This is a genomic window from Fibrobacter sp. (assembly GCF_045131395.1).
Classification (GTDB): Bacteria; Fibrobacterota; Fibrobacteria; order Fibrobacterales; family Fibrobacteraceae; genus Fibrobacter.
Window position 1 is genome coordinate 1 of record NZ_JBGUQY010000006.1, and the last position, 18,323, is coordinate 18,323.

The following is an 18,323-nucleotide window of genomic DNA, read 5'->3' on the forward strand; positions in this document are numbered from 1 at the left end:
TTCCGAACACGGAAGTCAAGCCCCTCATCGCCGATGGTACCTGGCCTACGGGCCCGGGAGAGTAGGTCGCTGCTGGATTCACGCCCCCAACGAGGTAAACCTCGCTGGGGGCTTTTTTGTTATCTGCCGCTTGCGCGGATATACTATTTTACTTACAAATTAATACAAGATGGAATATTCCAATCTGGAACTTTGACAAACTGTCCATTGCAATTTTCACAGACCCTGTTTTATTGCGGCGTCCGATTTATAATTTGATATACGTGAGGCCCGCGATTCTGCGAACCCGTTGGTATGTGAGGTTGTGTTATGGATAAGAATGAAATTAAAATCAGGAAGTTCAGTCCCATTGTCGAAACCATATGGGGCGTCCTAATTTTTGTGTCCAGTATTGTGCTGCTTTTTGTGGGCGGCTAAACACAGCCAAAGGCTTTTTTAAGCCTTCCAGAGGGCCGGAATAGAGCTCTGGCTGTCGTATATATCTTCTGCCTCGCGCATGGGCTCAGACTTGCTCTTAAGCGGAAGCATGCGGTGCGCATCTTGGTTAGCCGTTGGGTGATTCACGACGGCTTTTTTGTACCAGCGCAGAGCCAGATTGTAGATGTGTGCGCGTTCCAGAATGTTTCCGATAGCGACATAGAGGCCGGCAAAGGCCGCGTTGTCACTGTCGCTGAACTTGGCGAAACGTTCGAATTCCTGTTCCCAGTATTCGATTTCCTCGTAGCAGGGCGGCACTGCCGATTCCGCCACGTTGATTTCTTCCACCATTGCCGTAGAAAGTTTAGGATCGGATTTTACGATGTTCTGGATGGCTTCTGCGAGGCCCTTGCGGCCCGTTGCGGTTGCAATCTTGAGCCAGGGGGCGTAATAGCGTGCCATGCCGTAAAGGGCGTTCATACGCTCCAGGGATTCGTTTGCGCTTGTGCAGCCTGCGGCCTTGGCTTTCTTGTACCATTCAGCGGCGCGGGCGTAGTCGCCTGCGTTTTCGCAGAGCTGGCCGAATTCGTTTGCCATGTTGCCATTGGAGGCTTCCTGCAGGGCGGCGCTTTCGAAAGCGGTCGTATCGCCGATTTCAAATTCGTTTGCCTTCTGGTACATTTGGTAGCAGGAATCGTAGGCGTTAGCTTGTCTAAAATAGTGGGCGAGGGCCAGGGCCAGCTGCTTGGTAATGGGCGGGTTCTGTACGGCGTAGCCGACCCATTCTTCGACTTCCCCTGCAGGCGGAACGGCGGTAGAATCGACGCCATCGTTTATGGCCTGGGCGTGTCCCTTGGCCTGAGAAATCTTTTCAAAGGCCTTGAGGCCTGCCGGGGTAGAAGTATCCGGGGCGGGTGCGTTCTCGATAATATTGAGCAGTGCGCGTGCAATGGAAAAGTGTCCCTGGTTCTTGGCCATGACCAGTCGGCTATAGTAGCTGGGGATGTTCGATGTATCCAATTGCATTTTACCCTCTTATAAAAACATTTGCATTGCGCTTTGATAAGTGCATAATAGAATTTTTTTCTGGTGCCCGATCGGCTAGAGCAAGTAATCCATGCGGATATTCCGCATGCTTTCGAAGAGGTTGGCCTTCAGGGTAGAGTTTCCCTTGGTGAGGCTCTTGATTTCTTCGCGGATGGATTTGCGGTGAGATGCTTTCGAGAATTCGCAGGTACAAGTGAACTTGCGGATGTCGGCATCTTCGGCGTACTCGATGATTTCGGATTCTTCGCAATAGCACAGCGGGCGGATAATGCTACAGGGGTATTTCTCGTAAGGCACCATGGGCGGCATGCCGCTAAATTCACCCTTGTACAGCATGTTCATCAGGAGTGTCTCTACGATGTCATCCATGTGGTGGCCCAGCGCAATCTTGTTGTATCCGTTTTCGCGTGCGAACTTGATAAGCTCGGTACGGCGCTGCGTGCTGCACCAGTAGCAGTTGAGCTTGCGGCCTTCCTTGAGGCGGCCTTCTACGGCCACGTCCTTGAAATAGAAGGGAATCTGCGGATATTCTTCCGCCATGCGCTGCAGGAATTCCCGCGGGGCCTTGTCGGCAAAGTCGCTCTGGATGTGTATGGCCCCGATTTCGCAATTGGGCAAGAACTTTCCCATGCGACTTGCAAGTTCCATCAGCAGTACGCTGGAATCCTTACCGCCGCTCACGGCGATAAGCACCTTGTCACCGTCTTCAATCAAGTTGAAGTCATGCAGGGCCTTGGTGATTTTCTTGCTGATACGTTTGCGGATTGCGTTGGCCATTTTTCCCGTCTAAAAAGGGGCTCGCTTTCGCGACGCCCCGTTTTTAATTTGTTTGTAATTCGTCCAATCCTTAGTCGGCAAGGCGGAGCGGCATCAGCAAGAAGCTGAAGCCCATGTCGTCGCCAACAGGTTCGATGATGCAAGCGCCGATCGGAGTGTTCATCTTGAGCACCACTTCTTCGCTCTTGCACATGCTGAGGATTTCGTAGAAGTAACGGCCGTCGAAGCCGATGCTGAAGCTGCCTTCGCCATTGTGGGTCACAGCCAGAGCTTCGCGGGTTTCGCCACCGACATCCGGGTCGGTAGCGGAAAGTTCCATGTTGTTGCCGTCCATCTGGAAACGGATCTGGTGCGTACGCGGATTGGCCATGGGCAAGATACAGTGGACCTTGTCCAACAGTTCGGTAGCGTTAGCCTGAACGGTGCGTTCGAAATTCTGCGGAATCACGGCGCGGTAGTTCGGATACGGACCTTCGATAAGCTTGGAGATAATCTGCGTTGCGCCGATGCGGAACAGTACGTGGGTTTCGGTGGTGCAGATTTCGACGGAGTCTTCGTTCTTGGCGAGGCGGAGCACGAGCTGCAGAACCTTCGGGAGCACGATGACGCCGGATTCGAGGTTTGCGCCTTCCTGGTCAATGCTTGCGCGGCCCATGCGGTGACCGTCGGTAGCGACCATGGAAATCTTGCCGTCCTTGGCTTCCATGAACACGCCGTTCAAGTTCTGGCGGGTGTTATCGGTAGAGACGGCAAATGCGGTCTTTTCGACCAGGAATGCAAGTTCGCTGGCAGCAAGGGTAAGGGTGTTGCCTTCGACTTCGGGGAACGGAGGGAAGTCGCTGGCGTCGAAACTCGTAATGGAGGCCTGGCCCTTTTCGCTCCACTTGATGCGGGTCAAGTGATCCTGCACGTCAATGCTCACGGATTCGCAGCTGGGGACGAGTGCCTTCACCAGGTCGGAGAACTTGCGGGCGTTGATCAGGGCTTCGCCATCGCGTTCGCCTTCGACTTCGAGCTTAATCCTCACACCGAGGTTCAAGTCGGTAGCGCAAATTTCGAGAGTGTTGCCTTCGAGACGCAGCGAATAGTCGTTAAGGATCTGCAGGGTGGACTTATTGGGGATGGCGCTGATAGCGATCTGGAGCGCTTCCTGCAATACGGATTTTTTGATATTGAACTTCATTTATGCGCCTCTTTGGATAAGCATGGTTCCAACAAAGAAGATAACGGCAAGAGCGCCGAGGACTACAATAATCTTCGGGTCCAGGGCATTGGCCTTTTTGGGTGTAAATTGCTTCGCATTTTGTTTTGCGCGTCTACGATCGCTACGGCTCATAGAATATCTCCATTTTATTACCGCGTAAAAAACTAATTTTTTTACGGACAAAAGGAATTAACCATGGCTGAAAAAACGCTAAATAAGTTAAAAAACAAGGCGCTGAATTATGCGTCGACCGCTCTTTTGCGGGTAGAGCTTGCAAACGAGGAATCCAAGCTCAAAAAACGTTTCCAGGCACTTGGCCAAAAGCTCCACGGAGCCGTTCGTGACGACCTCCTGAATACCATCAAGGACGATCCTTCCGTGGTGGAGCTCCTGGGTGCCATCGAAGAAGAAAAACGTGTCATAGAATCGCTGCGCAAGCGAATCGATAACTCCGGGTCTGAAAGTGAAGAAGCTTGAGGTTCACGTATTCCCGACCAAGACTACGTCGGGTAAAAGCTACCAGTTTTCCTTTATTGGTGCCGTAGTTGCCGTGGTGGCCGTGGTGGCTGCCATCTTTGGGTTTATCTTGTTTTCGCCGGTGCAGATTTTAGACAACATAACTAGCGGAAATGTCACGAATGTCTACAGGCAGAATGCGGCCATTAAAAAGGAACTCAAGGAAATCCGCGCCTCGGTGGACGAATCGATTTTAAAAGCCGAAGAAACCCGCGCCCTCCGCGACAGTACCCTGAAGGTGGGTGGTCTCGGTTTTGTGCTGGATGCCGCGGCCATGGACGATTCGATTATGCAAAAGCGTAAGAGCGTAAACGAAGTCGAAAGTTCCTTCAAGAAGCTGCTTACTGCCCTGGAAAGCGATTCTGCGCTTGCCGAAAAGATTCCGGTGCTGCACCCCATGAAAAATAACCATGCCGTGAAAAAGCGCTTTGAGATGGTCTACGACCCCTTTACGGATAGCGAACTTCCCCACAGGGGAATTGACTACGTGGCGGCCGAAGGCGATACCGTCTATGCGACGGGTGCCGGGTCTGTCATCGAGGTGCGCAAGCATCGCGGTTTCGGGCTTGCGGTAAAGATTGACCATAGCCATGACGTGCGTTCGTTCTATGCCCACCTGGGGCAGGCCCTGGTTAGGCAGGGCGAGCAAGTTCGTCGCGGGCAGCCCATCGCCTTGATTGGCGAGAGCGGTACCCAGTCCAGCATCGGCCTGCATTACGAAATCCGAATTGACGGTATCTCCATCAATCCGGAAAGTTTTTACCTGACCAAGTAATTATTTGCCAAAATGGGTTAGACCGTTGGCGTGGTAGAATTCCACGTCAGAAAGCACCTGGTCGACCCAGCTTTTGGTAAGGGGAGACTTGCTCCAGTTTTCGGGCTTGGAATTGATTTCGGGATCGGGGTAGAAGGTGGCTACGGCATTTTCCTGGCTCACTCCCACCTGAAGCATTTTCCCCAGGCGTTCTGCTCCCATGAAGACTTGTTCGAGGCCTTCGCCCTCCTTGAGGGCGAGAAGTCCCTTGGAATCCTTTTGACCGCGGAAGTTGAAATTGAAGTTGGAAACGTGCAGGATCAGCGACATTAGCAGGGCGGGGTCCAGTTTGTTGATTTGGGCTGCTTCCATGACGGGGAGGGCCATCAGCTGTTCGGTGTCCCAGGGTTCGCCCTTGTAAGTCACGATGAGTGTGTGGTTTGAACCTTCGCTCACGATCTGTGTCTTGTAGCGCTGGCCGAGTTTTTTCTGAAGAAGTTTATTGAGGCGGATGCCCCTGTTTTTGAATTGCTTGTAGCCTTTCATGGCCAGGTAGAGCGTGTCGTCCAGTCGCGTTACCACGGGGATGGTGGGCTTGTCCACAATCTCGTTATAGGCACCAATAATTAGCGGGAGCACGTAGGCGAGTTCCGGTTCCGGGTGCTGCATGTTGCAGTCGTTGTCGACCTTGAGAACCTGCAGGGAATCCAGCTTCATGACGGCGATGGCAGCGTAGTCTTCGAAAAGGCTTCTTTCATCAATGTTCGTTTCTGCGGCCTTGGGGACCATGAGGTAGGTAATGACAATGGCTAAAACCAGTGCGACAGAGCCGATAATGGTGCGCCAAACCCTGGGGGCCTTGAAAATCAATTTAAGCCAGCTACGTACCCTGGGACTTTTCCCAAGGTAAACGGCCAGGAAGGCGAAAATGATTGTCCACAGGATAACGAATATCACGGATTACATTATAGCAAAGCGCGCAAATTCTATCTTTGGGGTATGCTGGATCCCTTGAAGAATATTGTGGTCATTGGTGACCGAATCTTGATTAAGCCCCTTGAAGCATCGAACAAGACCGGGAGCGGACTTTATTTGCCCCCGAGCGTTCGCGAACACGATGCCGTGCATACAGGTATAGTGGTCAAGGTGGGGCCGGGGTATCCGCTCCCTGTGACGCAGGATAGCGACGCTGTATTCCGCGGGGAATCACCCGACGAAGTCAAGTACTTGCCGCTGCAGGTCAAAGAAGGCGACGAAGCCCTGTACCTGCATGCCAACGGTCATGAGATTGAAATTGACGGCGAAACCTACGTCATCATCTCGCAGAACGCCGTGCTCATGGTCATGCGTCAAGACGTTCCTGACGATGTTTCTGGAATAGAAAATCTATAAACCGGCGAACGGTCTCTACAACTTCCATTTATCCTTGGCAGCTTCGAGCTCGGCGCTCACACGCTCCCAATCTTCGTAAAGCTGGTCGACTTTCTTCTTGTTGTCGTCCATGTCTTTTGCGATTGCCGTGATTGCATTGCCGTCGCCACTTTCCGAGGCGGTCACGAGTTTGGCTTCCAGCTCGCCGCCCAAGGCTTCGGCCTTTGCGATGTCTTCTTCGAGCTTTGCGAGTTGCTTTTCCAAGGGCTTGATGACCTTGCTGCGTTCGGCAATGTAGTCGGCACGAGCCTTGCGGTCTTCCTTGACGCGGGGAGCACTGGTGGGAGCATCCGTTTTCACGTCAATGTTTGAAACCTTGATATTGGCAGATTCAGAACCGCCCGGTTTCTTTTCAGATGCCCAGCCCACCTTCTCCAAGAAGTCGGCGTAGGTGCCTTCGAATACGCGGCACTTGCCGCCATCGAATACCACGAGCCTTGTGGCAAAGGCGTGTAACAGTTCTTCGTCATGGGTCACCACCATGGCCGTGCCTTCGTAATCTTCGAGGGCATCGATCAGGCTTTCGATGGATTCCATGTCCAAGTGGTTCGTCGGTTCGTCAAGCAGTAGCATATTGCAGGGGCTTGCAAGAATCTTTCCGAGGAGCACGCGGCTGCGTTCGCCACCGCTTAACACCTTCACCTTTTTGAGGGCGGCATCACCGCTGAACATCATGAGGCCTGCAAGTCCGCGGGCGCGGCTCTTCTGTGCTACTTCTTCAATTGCCGAGGCGATTTCTTCTTCAACGGTGTTGTCGAGGTTCAGGCGGTTGATATTCGTCTGGCCGAAATAGTTGATTTGCAAATTCGGATTGTGGCTGATTTCGCCGGCGGTGGGCGTGAGTTCCTTTGCAATCAAGTTCAAGAGCGTCGTTTTACCGCGACCGTTGGGGCCAATGATGGCGATGCGGTCGCCCTTGAAGACTTCCATGGTGAGGTCGGTAATGAGTTCCGGTCCCATTCCCTGTACGGTACCGTCTTCGGCGCGGTTCGGGTAGGCGAAGGAGAGTTCCTTTATTTGCAGCATGCGCTTGCCGGGGAATCCGGCTTCGGTAAAGCTAAAATCTAGGTTGCGTTCGTGGGTGAGGCGCTCGCCGGTGGCAAGCTTTGCTGCAGCCTTGATCTTGGACTGCACCATGGCGGCCTTAGCGGCCTTGTAGCGGAATCGCTCGATAACCTGTTCCAGCTGGGCTTTCTTCTTCGCCTCGTTTTCTTGCGTGCGCTGGGCGACTTCTTCTTCTTCGGCGATGGTTTCGCGGAGCTTTTCTACGGTGCCTTTGACCTTGCGCATCTTGTGGCGGTGAATGCCCACCGTGTGAGTGCAGACCTCGTCCATAAAATGGTGGTCGTGGGTAATCAAAAGGACTTCGCCCTTCCAGCTGCGCAAAAAGCGGCTGAGCCAGCGCATCGACACAATGTCCAGGTAGTTGGTCGGTTCGTCGAGCAAGAGCATGTCGGGTTCAGAAGCCAAAACCTTCGCGAGGTTCAAGCGAATCTGGAAACCGCCCGAAAGGAGCGAGGGGCTCTTGTGCATGGATTCTTCGTCGAAACCCAGACCGAACAGAATGGCTTCTACCTTGTGTTCTTCGATCCAGCCGTCTTCATTGGGCTTGAGCACGCTGCAGGCTTCTTCGTGTACCGTAGCGTGCGTAAAGTTCAGGTGTTGCTGCAAGTAACCCAGGGTGTATTTCTTGGGAATGTCGATGCTTCCGCCATCGATGCATTCCTGGCCAAGAATCATCTTGAAAAGGGTCGATTTACCGCAACCGTTGCGGCCCACAAGTCCCACGCGTTCGTGGTCGCCTACAAGCATAGAGGCGCCGTCCAGAAGGACCTGCACGCCAAAGGATTTCGAAACGTTCTGAATTTGAATCACGGGGTAAAATTTAGAAATGCATATTCTATTTGTAGGAGATATTTTATTATTTTGAGAGAGAAAAGTAGAAGGAGGAATCATGTCCTTGAAAAGAATCTCCGTTTTAGCTTTAATGCTTGTTGCCATTGTCGGCGCTAAAGAAATTGATCCGGCTGTTCCGTCGCAAGGGCTTGATGGGTGTTACCAGATTTTGACCACAAGAGAACTTTATGGTTTTGCCCAAATCGTAAATGGACACGATTCTATTGCGGCAAATACATCTGTCTGCGGCAAACTCATGAGGGATATCGTTGTAAACGAAAATCTCCTGAATGAGAAGGGCTGGCTCAACAGCGATAGCGCCGAGACCCTTGCCGTGTGGAAACCGATGGTTGACTTTGCGGGAAAGTTCTACGGGAACGGTCACACGATTTCGGGACTGTATTCGCTTGACGATGCGGGCCTTTTCCGCTCGATCAAGTCTCCGGAGAATTCTGTTGCTGTTGTCCGAGATTTGGGAATACTCGATTCGTACTTTTCATCGACGACAAGTCTTGGCGTTCTTGTAGGTTCTGTCTATGGGGAGGGCGAGACCCAAATAACCAATTTCTATACGCTCTCCACCATCAAGTCTACGAAGAGCACTTCGTATATTGCAGGTGTCGTGGGCTATGTAAGTGACAATGCATCATTGACCTTGACAAACTGCTATAGCGCAGCAAAACTTGTAAATAGCGAATATGATTATTATTCCCAATTGCTAGGCTATACATCTAGTCGGAATGAATCAATCAAGGTCACCAATAGTTATGCGATAAAGCTGAGTTCCTCTAGATACGTCGATTATGGGACTATGATGGATACGGTTGCGTTCTTTAATGGTGCGTTGACTTTTCTATTGAGAGAAAATACGGAAGGCTCCATTTGGGGGCAGAACGTTGGCGAGGATCCCTATCCTGTTTTTTCGGGAGAGCTCAAGAATTCTATTGCGGGCAGGTATACGGTTGAATTCCATACCTTCGATGGCGATACGGCGAAATATTTCGATAATTATGTTGCCGGCCTCACGACGATGCTTCCCAAGGGAACCTCCAAGGGAAACCTGATTTTTGGCGGTTGGTATAGGGATGCCGAATTTAGCGGAGAAAACGATACGGCAATTTCCAATACAATGACGGGTGACCTTGAATACTGGGCGAAGATGTATACCCGCTACAAGGTGACTTATCATTCCAATGGAGGCGTGAAGGAGGGGTCTGGGTCTTATTATGCGTGCGGTAATCCGACCAAGGGGAATCAAGATGCAATCATAGTGACAGATTCTGTAGATTGCTATCTAGGTGGTATTGGGAGCAGTCTTTATTATCGTTATACGCGTGATAGCAGCCTCTTTTTAGGTTGGTACGACAACGAAGAATTGACGGGGAATCCAGTCGACTCCATTACGACGAGTGATAAGGGCGACAAGGAGTTCTATGCGAAGTGGTACGAATACAAGAGACCGGCGATAGACCCTGCGGACAGCTGCTACATCATTTCGGATGCCGAGGAGCTTTATGGATTTTCGGCACTTGTGGACGGCTCGTTTGCCACGGGAAAATACAATGAGAAAGAACGCCTGGATAAAGCTTGTGGCAAGCTGACGAAGGATATCGTTGTCAATGAGAATGTCTTGAAGCGCGACGGTACGCTCGATAGCGCAAGGATGCGTGATTTTCTGCCTTGGAAACCGATTGCATTTTACAAAGGCTATTTCGATGGTCAGGGCCACACGATTTCTGGGCTTTATATAGAAGGTTCCGGAGAAGGTTCAGGAGGGGTGTTTTCTGATGCCAATCCCAGGTATACCTCAAGGTATATTGCCATCCGTAATTTAAAGGTCAAGGACTCCTTTATTTCAAATGATTATGATGCTGGTGGAATTATTTGCAGCAATACTAATTCCACTACAATTATGGAAATTGAAAATACGCATTTCGATGGCGCTATTTATGCAAGAGGTGGAGCTGTTGGTGGTCTAGTCTCGGAAGCACATAACTTGCTGATTATAAGAAACAGCAGCCATCGGGGTCTCATTCATACTACATCATCGGATGTTGGTGGTATTGTTGGTCACGTTGACGAATTTACAGTCCTTGTGCAGAATTACAATGAAGGCAGCATTGTCAGCGTGAGGCCCCCTGTAGAAGGATTTGTCGTCGTAGGACCTGTCGGAGGACTGGTAGGGGAAGTGGCGGGCAACTTCTTCATTGCGAATAATTACAATGTCGCCAACATAGAAACTAAGGGCAGATATGGTGGGCTAATCGGGGCTTATTATGTAGGTAATATGGGAAAGTGTTTAAATGAAACATGTAGGCCTGATCGCTCTTTTGTCCTTAACAATTACAGCAAGGGTAGGGTTATCGGCGACTGGCCTGCAAAAATGTATGATAGTGAAGTCACTTTTGAAAACAACTTCTATTTGGACGGAACGCTGCCTGAAGACAGTATCGGTACTCCTGTCAAGGCGGCGGCTTTTGAAGATGGAACTGTGACAAAGGCGCTGCATGACTATGTACTAAAGGATTCTACCGGTGCAGAGGTCGCGGGCGGTGTCAGGGGCGACAACTGGATTCAGGGAGATGAATATCCAGTATTCTCACTAGATGAAACGCGAAATCTTGTTCTGCTGTATGTGACAGGGTATGTCGAATTGCCGAGCAATGTCCTTTTCTATACGCCCGGACAGGTACTGCCGTTGCCGACGCCTTCGAGATATGGTTATTCCTTTGCAGGCTGGAAATGGGGTGATGACATTGTGACCGAAATTCCCGCGACAGTATCCGAGGACCAGGCTGTATCGCCGAGATGGCAGTCTATCCCGAGCAGTTCCAGCGTTGCGTCATCCAGCTCCGAGGCATCGAGCTCCAGTGTGGCTAAGTCTAGTTCTAGCGAGGCGAAGTCTAGCAGCAGTACCGCCAAGTCCAGCAGTTCCGCAGATGGCAAATCCAGCTCCAGCAAGGGCAAGGATGCTATTGCCACCATGGACCATGTGCCGCAATTCTCGCTCACCGCTGCTGGCCGCAGCATACAGGTTGCTCACGCCCGTGTGGGCGCTGCCTACGCTGTTCTCGATTTGCAGGGCGGCGTCATTATGCAGGGGCGTGTCGGTGCCGCTAATTTCAATTTGGTTATGCCACATTCAGGCGCCTACTTGGTCCGTATAGGCCGTGAGGTGCAAAAGGTTTCTCTATATGATTAAAAAAATTTCTCTAGCCCTGTTCCTTGCCCTTATGGCTTGTTCCGATGATTCTTCGGGCTCGAATGCGACGGATGCAGGAACGTCTGTCGATGATTCCGGTTTTATTAACGAAGGCTGGCGCGAAGACTGCCTCGCCAAAATCAACGAGTACCGCGCTACCGAAGACCTGAAACCGCTTACGCTCGCTTCCGAAGAAAAACAGACCTGCGCCGACAAGCAGTCCGCCGCCGACCTTAAATCGAATTCGCCTCATGGTCATTTTGGCGATTGTGGCGAATTCGCACAGAACAGCGGGCCGAATTTTAACGGTAGCTTCCAGAAGAATGCCTCTGCCGTTGCCGAATACTACCTCAAGATGATGTGGGAAGATGAGAAGGCCAAGGCCGAAAAGGGTGTTACGGAATATACCCAAATCGGTCACTACCTGAATATGAAAAACACAAGCTACACCAAGGTCGCTTGTGGAATTGCGTTGTCTGCCGATGGCAAGACGGGGTGGTTCAACGTAGACTTCTTCTAGGGCGTTTTCTTGGGGCGGATTTTTCCCGCCTTTAACTTCTGGATATATTCCAGACCCTTGTTCCGGTCAGCGGCAAGGGCCATTTTTTGTTTCTGGAGGTAGTCGATGTAGAGGTTAAGGCCTTCTTTGAGGTCCATTCCGGCGGCTTCGATAATGTTGAAAAACACCCTTATGGTGGGGATTTTTTCGCCTTTTCCGAGGTGCCTTATGTATTCCCTGGAAACGTCGCTAAAAAAGGCAATGTTCTTCTGGGTGTTAAGGGTCCTTAAGAAAGCGATAAACTCTTTCATTGCATTCTTATGGACTTCGTCATCGAACATATTTCAATTTTAAAAACGAAGTCCTAAAAAACACGCCAACTATAGTTTGCGTATTTTAAGAAAAAAGAGTGCTTGTAGGAAAAAAATATGAATAACCGCGAATACAAAAAATTATATTGCCTTACCGTATGAAATGGTGTAGTATCGTTCTAATATTAGCATCGATCCTTTTTGCAAAGGATATAGCCTGGTCACCCGATAAGATGCTCGGGGAACCCTTTAGAATGCATGAGTTCGAGGCGGCGAACTTTCATGCAACGCTTGTCGATTACCCATTCGATTTGGCAAAAGATTCTGTAACACTCCGAATTCCTAAAGCAGCCGTTCTCTATATTCACGGATTCAACGATTACTTCTTTCAGCAGGAATTGGCGCAAAAGATAGATTCTGTTGGCTATTCTTTCTATGCCATCGATTTGCATAAGTACGGCAGATCCTATCGAGAAGGCGAAAAAATGGGCGAATTGAGGGATATTTCGGAATATTATGCCGAATTGGATTCTGCAATTGCCATCATTCGCCGCATAGAAGGTGATTCTGTTCCGCTGGTGTTGCTGGGGCATAGTACCGGCGGCCTTATCGCATGCCTTTATGCCGCTGACCGCGAAAACGGAGCTGGCATATCTGCAATCGTTCTCAATAGCCCGTTTCTGGAAATGAATTACGTGTGGCCGCTGCGTCGCCTTGCGGTTCCCGTGCTTTCGGTCTTCGGAAGTGTTGTACCGAGTCTGGGAATTCCTCGCGGTGAAAACCCGAATTATGACAAGAGTCTGCGCAAGTCGGAATTCGGGGAATGGGATTACGACGAGAAGCTGAAGGTGCCCGGCAGTCTTGTCATTGATTTCGGCTGGCTCCGTGCCATTCATTTGGGACATGTGCGCATCCAGGAAGGCTTGCGCCTTACGCCACCGATTTTGGTCATGCACAGCGGATGCAGCTTCCGTGATGACGACTGGAGCGACGAATATACTTATTGCGACGGTGTCCTGGACGTAGAACAGATTCGCGAATACGGCCGGAATCTCGGGCCCAGCGTGGAGTTGGAAGAAATCGAGGGCGGGCTTCACGACTTGTTCCTTTCCCGCAAGCCGGTCCGCGATAATGCCTACAGCAAGATGTTCAAATTCCTGGAGTCCAGGCTTTAATCGGCGCGACGTCCTTTTACATCTACCTTGTGATTCAATTTACGCACTTTCGGTTTGGCGATGGTGCGTTTTTTGATTTTCGTGGTGCCGCCCAGCTTGGTCACTTCGAGTTCGTCGCTTGAAAGCCAGGTATCGTTGTCGTTTTCCACTTTTACCAGGGCTTTATATTTGCCTATCGCGTTAAGCGTAAGGGTTGGCTTGTCTGCGCCATCGATAAGCTTGTCGTCTTTGTACCAGAGGTAACCATAGGCGTTGCCTTCGGCTTGCAAGGTTGCCCCGTTCTGCTTGATCACGGGCTTTGCCATGGTAATGTACTTGTTCACGATCTTGGCGAGTTCCTGGGCGCCGGTGGCATTCGGGTGGACGCTATCGTCCAGAAACCATTCGGGGGTCTTGAAAAGGGAGTGCAGGTCGATAATGTTCACGCCTTTCCTTGTCGCGGTTTCCTTGATAATGGGGTTAATCTGGTTCACGATGGCCGTGTCCATGATTCCCCAGTCGCAGTTGTTCGAGTAAGGCTGCAGCGTCGCGAAAATTTCGGGAGCGGAGGGGAGGTGCGCGAAGGTGTCGATCAGCGCCTCGTAATCGGTGTAGAGTTTTTCCTTTTCGTACTGGCCGAAATTGTAGTTGTACTTTTCGGTGCCGTTCCAGATGCATTTGTCCGTAAAGAACTTGCTGTCGTTCGTACCCAGCTCGATAATGACGATGTCCGGGTTGGATGCGAGGGCGCTTTTGAACTGCTCTCTGTTCCAGTAGCTCATGTTGTCATCGGCACCCTTGTTGGCAAAGGTCATGGAACTGGCTCCGAAGTTTGTTGCGGTGTTGCCTTCGCCTAGCAATTCCTGCAGGTGTTCCGGGTACTTCTTTTCGCTCCAGATTCCGTAACCTTCGGTAATGCTGTTGCCGACACAGGCCACATTGACTGAAAATGATGGACTTGCCATGACGAGCGCTGCGAGCGCCGTCGCCATATAATTTGCCTTAGACTGATTTTTACCAAACATATTTCTACCAACTAAGTTCCGTTAATCAATATAATTAAAAAACCGCCGGTTTCCCGACGGTTTTCGTTATATAGGTTTAAATCGAAATTACCACTTGGAAGAGATTTCCGACGGGCAAGTTTCCAGTTCTTCGAACTTGAAGCTCGGATTGTTGGCGCCACCCATCCAGGTTGCAGAGAATTCGCAACCAGCCTGGAGTTTCGGGTACTTGCTGAAGACAGAGCACTTCTGCTTGACGCAGCTGGGATCAGACTTACAGTCGGTGATAAATCCGCCGTACTGGGCGCCTGTGCTAGCAATGCCGAGCTGATTTCCGCAGCCGTTAAACTGACCAACGCCGCCACCCGGAATCATGATGTCGAACTGGTTGGACTGCACATCGCCACCGATATTGGAAACCATGATGACCATCTGCTTGCCTCTGAGGCCGGACGTATTGGCGCCGGCACCACCATTGTGAGTGTTGCCATCGAAGGTGAGGAGGAAGCACTTGCCGCATTCGCCACCGAGACCTGCGGGAACTGCAGCAAAGGCGAAGGCCAGGTTCTCGTTTGCAGCCCAAGGAGCCTGCATGTCGCATACGCCACCGCTACCGCCGCTGCACACGCTGCCGCCCGATTCACCAATTTCCTGCATCTGGGCGTTACAGGTCTTGGTCGGATTGCTGGTATTGCCGCTCCATGCGCAGTGAGGCATGCAGCAGTCCCAATAGCGAGAACCCCAGCCTTGGCCGCTACGGCCACCGGCTTTTACCTTGAAGTTGGTCGAAACCTGCGGGCTGTAGGAGCTCGAGGACTTCGGCTGCTGTTGGCTGCTCGAAGACTTTACGCTGGAGCTGGACTTTGCAGAAGAGCTGGAAGACCTGACAGAGCTCGAGGATTTGGGCTGCTGCTGGCTGCTCGAAGACTTGGCCTGCTGTTGGCTGTTGGAGCTTTGGGCGGTTGCCTTTTCGTCGAGAGTCAAAGAAAGGGTGAAGGACTGTCCGTCAACAGTGAACTGCTGGCTGATTTTCTTTTCCGGGAAATACTGGAACTGTTCGCCACCGCTGATGGTGAACTTTTTGGAACCCTGGTCGTATTCGAACTTGAGGAACCAATATTGACCGTCGTTACCGACCTTGGGCTTCTCGTTTACGGGCGAGAAGGTAATCGGGGAAATTGTCTGGCCCTTGGCGACAGTCTGGGTCAAGCTTCCGGTAACGGTGATGTTGCCCACAGTCTGCTGTTGCTGAGAGGAGCTGCTTTCCTGCTTGGAGTCAGAAGAAGTCGGGTTGACTGTTGCGCTGGAGGTCGGATTCTGGACCGTTGCAGAAGAGCCGGGCACGCTGGAGCTTTCGCTAGAGGTGGTTGCCGTCGTGTTTGCGGAAGAAGTCGGGTTTTGGGTCGATGCCGTAGCAGAAGAAGCCGGGGTAGTGCTGGCGTTCAATTCCTGTCTGCTTGTCAAGGGCAGAACATTGAGATCGATATTTACGGCAATTGGGTTTCCGTCTATGCCCGTGATGGTGCCGTTTTCAAATGTGCCGATGACATTGCCCGAAGCGTCGGTCACAATGCCGATAGGGTAAATCAGTAAGTCCTGGCCTGCATTAAAGAGATAGCAGCTTTCTTCAGCAGTTACAGTGCTGGGATCGTTTTCGGTGGGCTGGGTGGCGGCCGGATCGAGATTGTCGAGAGCGTTGGCGGCCTCTTCGGAGCAGTTCATGAACGCGAGAACGGAGCTCAGAATCAGAGCTGATTTTAGGAATTGGTGTTTCATATACATCCTCAAATTAACCAATGAGACTTTCATTGCGAAAGCCCTTCCAATTCCATCCGCGCTTAAAGATAGATAAAAGACTGGAAAAATGCACGTAAAATTTTGTAAGGTATATGTTTACGAGATGTACGTCACATTTGGCACTTGCAATTTTTGGAAATAAAAAAATCCCGGAAATTTTCCGGGATGAAAAGTTTCGTATGATGCCAGAATCTGTCGCAGGAGATTAGTACCTGTCAGCCAGTTCCTTCGGGCATTCCACTTCCTTGTAATTGAGGGTGAGGTTGCCGGCGGCATTCATCCAGTTTGCGAGGAAGAGGCATCCTTCCTTGGCTTCGGGGTCAGAGGAGAAGGATTTCTCGCATTTGGATGTTAGACAGCTTTTGTACTTGTCCGACTTGTAGTTGGATTCCTTTTCGCATTGGTCGAGGAGACCACCGTATTGTGAGCCTTGATCGCCCCAGCCCATTCGCTGGGAGCAACCGTTGAAGATGCCGTATCCGCCACCCGGAATCATCACGTCGAACTGGCCGCCTGCCACGTCGTAACCTACGTTGTTGGACATGACAATAAGATGCTTGCCTTTCATTGCGCGGTGGAGTGCTGTCTGGGTGTATTTGCATCCGCCATCGAAGACGAGGTCAAAACATTTGCCGCAGTTGTTTTCGCCACCAGGTGTTGCTGCGAAAGCGAATGCCAAAGTATCATTGATAGCGATGGGGAACTGACTTCTGCAAATGCCGGCATTACCGCCGTCGCACATACTGCCTGCGCTCTTGTCTCCAATCTTGTTGCCTTGGGCGTCGCAAGTAGTTGCGGAACCGCCATGTTCGGGCCAAGCGCAATGAGGCTTGCAGCAGTCCCAATAGCGGGTGGCGTAGCCAGAACCGCTCTTGCCGTTGCTTACGTATTTGATGACGTAGCTCGTGCCAGAGTTAGAGCTGGAAGACTTTGCAGAGGAACTGCTGGATTTAGCTGAACTAGAAGACTTTGCAGAAGAGCTGCTAGATTTTGTAGAGCTAGAAGACTTTGTGGAGCTCGAAGAAGTTATCGGCTGCTGTCCGCTAGATGACTGGGGTGGCTGTACTGCCGAAGAATTGCCCGGATTGGGAGGATTGTTCCCTGCGCTACTTTCGGGAGTAGGGGGTTCGCTTGCGCTGCTGCTCGTTTCGGGATTCGGGTTTGGCGAGGAATTTGCTTGGAAAGATTTGAGGTTGCTGGTATCAACGTCGCTGAAAATCGGGGTGCCGTCAAGACCCACGATGTTTCCGACAGAAGTCTGGGCGCCAGTTTCCGGATCCGTATTGAAAACGATGGTCGCTATTTGATTGCCGGCTGCGTCCGTTACAACGCCGTTGGGGTAGATGACGTAAACCTGGTCTGCGGAAAGCACCCAAGCGTCAGATGTAACAACGGGCGGATAGATTACGGTGAGGCCGCCGAAATCGATTCCCTGTTCGAGGATGTTGCCTTCCAGGTCGTAAATGATGCCGCCGCCGATGTCTGCGGTACCGATCTTGTTTCCGCTTTTGTCAAATACGATGCCGGATCCGGTAATGTAAAAATCGTCGTAAACGTATGACGCTTCTGTGACCACGTATGCGGAATAGTCCACATCTGGTTCGGTCGTCAAAACGTCGTCTCCACAGTTACAGATGAAAGCGACTGCTGCTGCAGTTAGCAAGAACTTAAAAAATTTTTTCTTCATTGGGTCCTCATGCTCCCGATACACCGGGACACAAAATAGCTAAAAAAATAAAGAATCAAAGTAAAAATATATAGTCATTAATAATAACGTTCCTCGGGTGTTCCTCAAAGTGTGGATAAATTTACAAGGCCTCTTGAATGTAAATTTTTGTTATGTAAAAATCTTTTTACTAAAAAAGTTGTTGATAGATTGAAAAGCTTGCGGAGCATGAACTTATGGATGTTTCTAAAATGTTGATAAGTTGGAATTAATTTAGGTGTTGATTATTAAACCTTTGAAATTTCGCTAAAAACGGCACTTTTTGAATCCGTAAAATGTCCTGTATCCACAATCTCGGGAACTCGAAAATAGCTGCCGTAAGGCCCGAAATTTGCGTTTTTGGGCTAAAAAGCAAAAAAAAATGCTTGAAAAATTCCTTGAAATTGCTAAATTTGTTCGGCAAAATTCGCAAAGTACCGCTTCCTATGCTTTGCGAAATAACAGGAATATGCGTTTAACCCGCGCCGTTCCTAGGATTCGAAGCGATAAACCTTCTGCTGAAGAAGAGGAAAAAATGGCAAAAGAACATTTTGACAGAAGCAAGCCGCACTGCAACATCGGCACCATCGGCCACGTTGACCACGGCAA

Annotated in this window: 17 protein-coding genes; 7 read left to right on the top strand and 10 right to left on the bottom strand. The window is 50.7% G+C overall.

Features of this window, described 5'->3' with window-relative positions:
* Positions 1–435: 435 nt before the first annotated feature.
* The 4 genes from ACJMNB_RS04320 to ACJMNB_RS04335 all read right to left on the bottom strand — a co-directional run bounded on the left by ACJMNB_RS04320 (position 436) and on the right by ACJMNB_RS04335 (position 3,577).
* Positions 436–1,443, bottom strand: a complete 1,008-nt coding sequence (locus ACJMNB_RS04320) for a hypothetical protein (protein ID WP_405339348.1) — start codon at positions 1,441–1,443, stop codon at positions 436–438.
* Between the two features lie 75 nt (positions 1,444–1,518).
* Positions 1,519–2,241 carry a tRNA 2-thiocytidine biosynthesis TtcA family protein gene (locus ACJMNB_RS04325; protein WP_405339350.1) on the bottom strand — a complete coding sequence of 241 codons (723 nt, stop codon included), beginning with the start codon at positions 2,239–2,241 and terminating at the stop codon, positions 1,519–1,521.
* Positions 2,242–2,311: 70 nt separating this feature from the next.
* On the bottom strand, positions 2,312–3,424 hold the full coding sequence (gene dnaN / locus ACJMNB_RS04330; RefSeq protein WP_405339352.1) for a DNA polymerase III subunit beta: 1,113 nt from the start codon (positions 3,422–3,424) through the stop codon (positions 2,312–2,314).
* Positions 3,425–3,577: a hypothetical protein gene (locus tag ACJMNB_RS04335; protein WP_405339354.1), complete on the bottom strand. Its 153-nt coding sequence runs from the start codon at positions 3,575–3,577 to the stop codon at positions 3,425–3,427.
* A 63-nt stretch (positions 3,578–3,640) separates the two neighbouring features.
* On the opposite strand from ACJMNB_RS04335, the gene ACJMNB_RS04340 reads away from it, so the two are divergent.
* Both ACJMNB_RS04340 and ACJMNB_RS04345 read left to right on the top strand, forming a co-directional pair.
* Entirely contained in the window at positions 3,641–3,922 is a 282-nt protein-coding gene (locus tag ACJMNB_RS04340; protein ID WP_405339356.1) for a hypothetical protein, read from the top strand.
* Positions 3,909–4,736, top strand: a complete 828-nt coding sequence (locus ACJMNB_RS04345) for a M23 family metallopeptidase (protein WP_405339358.1) — start codon at positions 3,909–3,911, stop codon at positions 4,734–4,736. The genes ACJMNB_RS04340 and ACJMNB_RS04345 overlap by 14 nt, the downstream gene beginning before the upstream one ends.
* Here the strand turns inward: ACJMNB_RS04345 and ACJMNB_RS04350 are convergent, their stop codons facing one another.
* Positions 4,737–5,672: a hypothetical protein gene (locus tag ACJMNB_RS04350; RefSeq protein WP_405339360.1), complete on the bottom strand. Its 936-nt coding sequence runs from the start codon at positions 5,670–5,672 to the stop codon at positions 4,737–4,739.
* Between the two features lie 42 nt (positions 5,673–5,714).
* Between ACJMNB_RS04350 and ACJMNB_RS04355 the strand changes: the two genes are divergently transcribed.
* On the top strand, positions 5,715–6,107 hold the full coding sequence (locus ACJMNB_RS04355; RefSeq protein ID WP_405339362.1) for a co-chaperone GroES: 393 nt from the start codon (positions 5,715–5,717) through the stop codon (positions 6,105–6,107).
* 15 nt (positions 6,108–6,122) lie between these two features.
* Here the strand turns inward: ACJMNB_RS04355 and ACJMNB_RS04360 are convergent, their stop codons facing one another.
* Positions 6,123–8,021 carry an ABC-F family ATP-binding cassette domain-containing protein gene (locus ACJMNB_RS04360; protein ID WP_405339364.1) on the bottom strand — a complete coding sequence of 633 codons (1,899 nt, stop codon included), beginning with the start codon at positions 8,019–8,021 and terminating at the stop codon, positions 6,123–6,125.
* A 79-nt stretch (positions 8,022–8,100) separates the two neighbouring features.
* On the opposite strand from ACJMNB_RS04360, the gene ACJMNB_RS04365 reads away from it, so the two are divergent.
* Complete coding sequence (locus ACJMNB_RS04365) at positions 8,101–11,244, top strand: InlB B-repeat-containing protein (protein ID WP_405339366.1); 3,144 nt, start codon at positions 8,101–8,103, stop codon at positions 11,242–11,244.
* A complete protein-coding gene (locus ACJMNB_RS04370) occupies positions 11,237–11,764 on the top strand; it encodes a CAP domain-containing protein (RefSeq protein WP_405339368.1) in 528 nt (175 codons plus the stop codon). Before ACJMNB_RS04365 ends, ACJMNB_RS04370 begins: the two co-directional genes overlap by 8 nt.
* Here ACJMNB_RS04370 and ACJMNB_RS04375 read toward each other — a convergent pair.
* On the bottom strand, positions 11,761–12,084 hold the full coding sequence (locus ACJMNB_RS04375) for a hypothetical protein (protein WP_405339370.1): 324 nt from the start codon (positions 12,082–12,084) through the stop codon (positions 11,761–11,763). The genes ACJMNB_RS04370 and ACJMNB_RS04375 overlap by 4 nt on opposite strands.
* Positions 12,085–12,212: 128 nt before the next feature.
* Between ACJMNB_RS04375 and ACJMNB_RS04380 the strand changes: the two genes are divergently transcribed.
* Complete coding sequence (locus ACJMNB_RS04380; protein ID WP_405339372.1) at positions 12,213–13,229, top strand: alpha/beta hydrolase; 1,017 nt, start codon at positions 12,213–12,215, stop codon at positions 13,227–13,229.
* Here ACJMNB_RS04380 and ACJMNB_RS04385 read toward each other — a convergent pair.
* The 3 genes from ACJMNB_RS04385 to ACJMNB_RS04395 all read right to left on the bottom strand — a co-directional run bounded on the left by ACJMNB_RS04385 (position 13,226) and on the right by ACJMNB_RS04395 (position 17,696).
* Entirely contained in the window at positions 13,226–14,200 is a 975-nt protein-coding gene (locus tag ACJMNB_RS04385) for a GDSL-type esterase/lipase family protein (RefSeq protein ID WP_405339374.1), read from the bottom strand. The two genes, ACJMNB_RS04380 and ACJMNB_RS04385, sit on opposite strands and share 4 nt — an antisense overlap.
* A 120-nt stretch (positions 14,201–14,320) precedes the next feature.
* The gene (locus tag ACJMNB_RS04390; RefSeq protein ID WP_405339376.1) at positions 14,321–15,988 is read right to left on the bottom strand and encodes a hypothetical protein; all 1,668 of its coding nucleotides are present in this window, start codon (positions 15,986–15,988) and stop codon (positions 14,321–14,323) included.
* Between the two features lie 226 nt (positions 15,989–16,214).
* On the bottom strand, positions 16,215–17,696 hold the full coding sequence (locus ACJMNB_RS04395) for a hypothetical protein (RefSeq protein ID WP_405339378.1): 1,482 nt from the start codon (positions 17,694–17,696) through the stop codon (positions 16,215–16,217).
* A 400-nt stretch (positions 17,697–18,096) separates the two neighbouring features.
* Between ACJMNB_RS04395 and ACJMNB_RS04400 the strand changes: the two genes are divergently transcribed.
* Positions 18,097–18,323 (top strand): hypothetical protein (locus tag ACJMNB_RS04400; RefSeq protein WP_405339380.1); only part of this gene is annotated, 227 nt, incomplete at its 3' end.

Excerpts from the sequence above, each read along its gene's own strand:
- ACJMNB_RS04325 (WP_405339350.1), bottom strand. The coding sequence starts at position 2,241 with ATGGCCAACGCAATCCGCAAACGTATCAGCAAGAAAATCACCAAGGCC.
- ACJMNB_RS04355 (WP_405339362.1), top strand. The coding sequence starts at position 5,715 with ATGCTGGATCCCTTGAAGAATATTGTGGTCATTGGTGACCGAATCTTG.
- ACJMNB_RS04390 (WP_405339376.1), bottom strand. The coding sequence starts at position 15,988 with ATGAAACACCAATTCCTAAAATCAGCTCTGATTCTGAGCTCCGTTCTC.
- ACJMNB_RS04375 (WP_405339370.1), bottom strand. The coding sequence starts at position 12,084 with ATGTTCGATGACGAAGTCCATAAGAATGCAATGAAAGAGTTTATCGCT.
- ACJMNB_RS04365 (WP_405339366.1), top strand. The coding sequence starts at position 8,101 with ATGTCCTTGAAAAGAATCTCCGTTTTAGCTTTAATGCTTGTTGCCATT.
- ACJMNB_RS04370 (WP_405339368.1), top strand. The coding sequence starts at position 11,237 with ATGATTAAAAAAATTTCTCTAGCCCTGTTCCTTGCCCTTATGGCTTGT.
- ACJMNB_RS04335 (WP_405339354.1), bottom strand. The coding sequence starts at position 3,577 with ATGAGCCGTAGCGATCGTAGACGCGCAAAACAAAATGCGAAGCAATTT.
- ACJMNB_RS04380 (WP_405339372.1), top strand. The coding sequence starts at position 12,213 with ATGAAATGGTGTAGTATCGTTCTAATATTAGCATCGATCCTTTTTGCA.
- ACJMNB_RS04340 (WP_405339356.1), top strand. The coding sequence starts at position 3,641 with ATGGCTGAAAAAACGCTAAATAAGTTAAAAAACAAGGCGCTGAATTAT.
- ACJMNB_RS04395 (WP_405339378.1), bottom strand. The coding sequence starts at position 17,696 with ATGAAGAAAAAATTTTTTAAGTTCTTGCTAACTGCAGCAGCAGTCGCT.
- dnaN (WP_405339352.1), bottom strand. The coding sequence starts at position 3,424 with ATGAAGTTCAATATCAAAAAATCCGTATTGCAGGAAGCGCTCCAGATC.
- ACJMNB_RS04320 (WP_405339348.1), bottom strand. The coding sequence starts at position 1,443 with ATGCAATTGGATACATCGAACATCCCCAGCTACTATAGCCGACTGGTC.
- ACJMNB_RS04385 (WP_405339374.1), bottom strand. The coding sequence starts at position 14,200 with ATGGCGACGGCGCTCGCAGCGCTCGTCATGGCAAGTCCATCATTTTCA.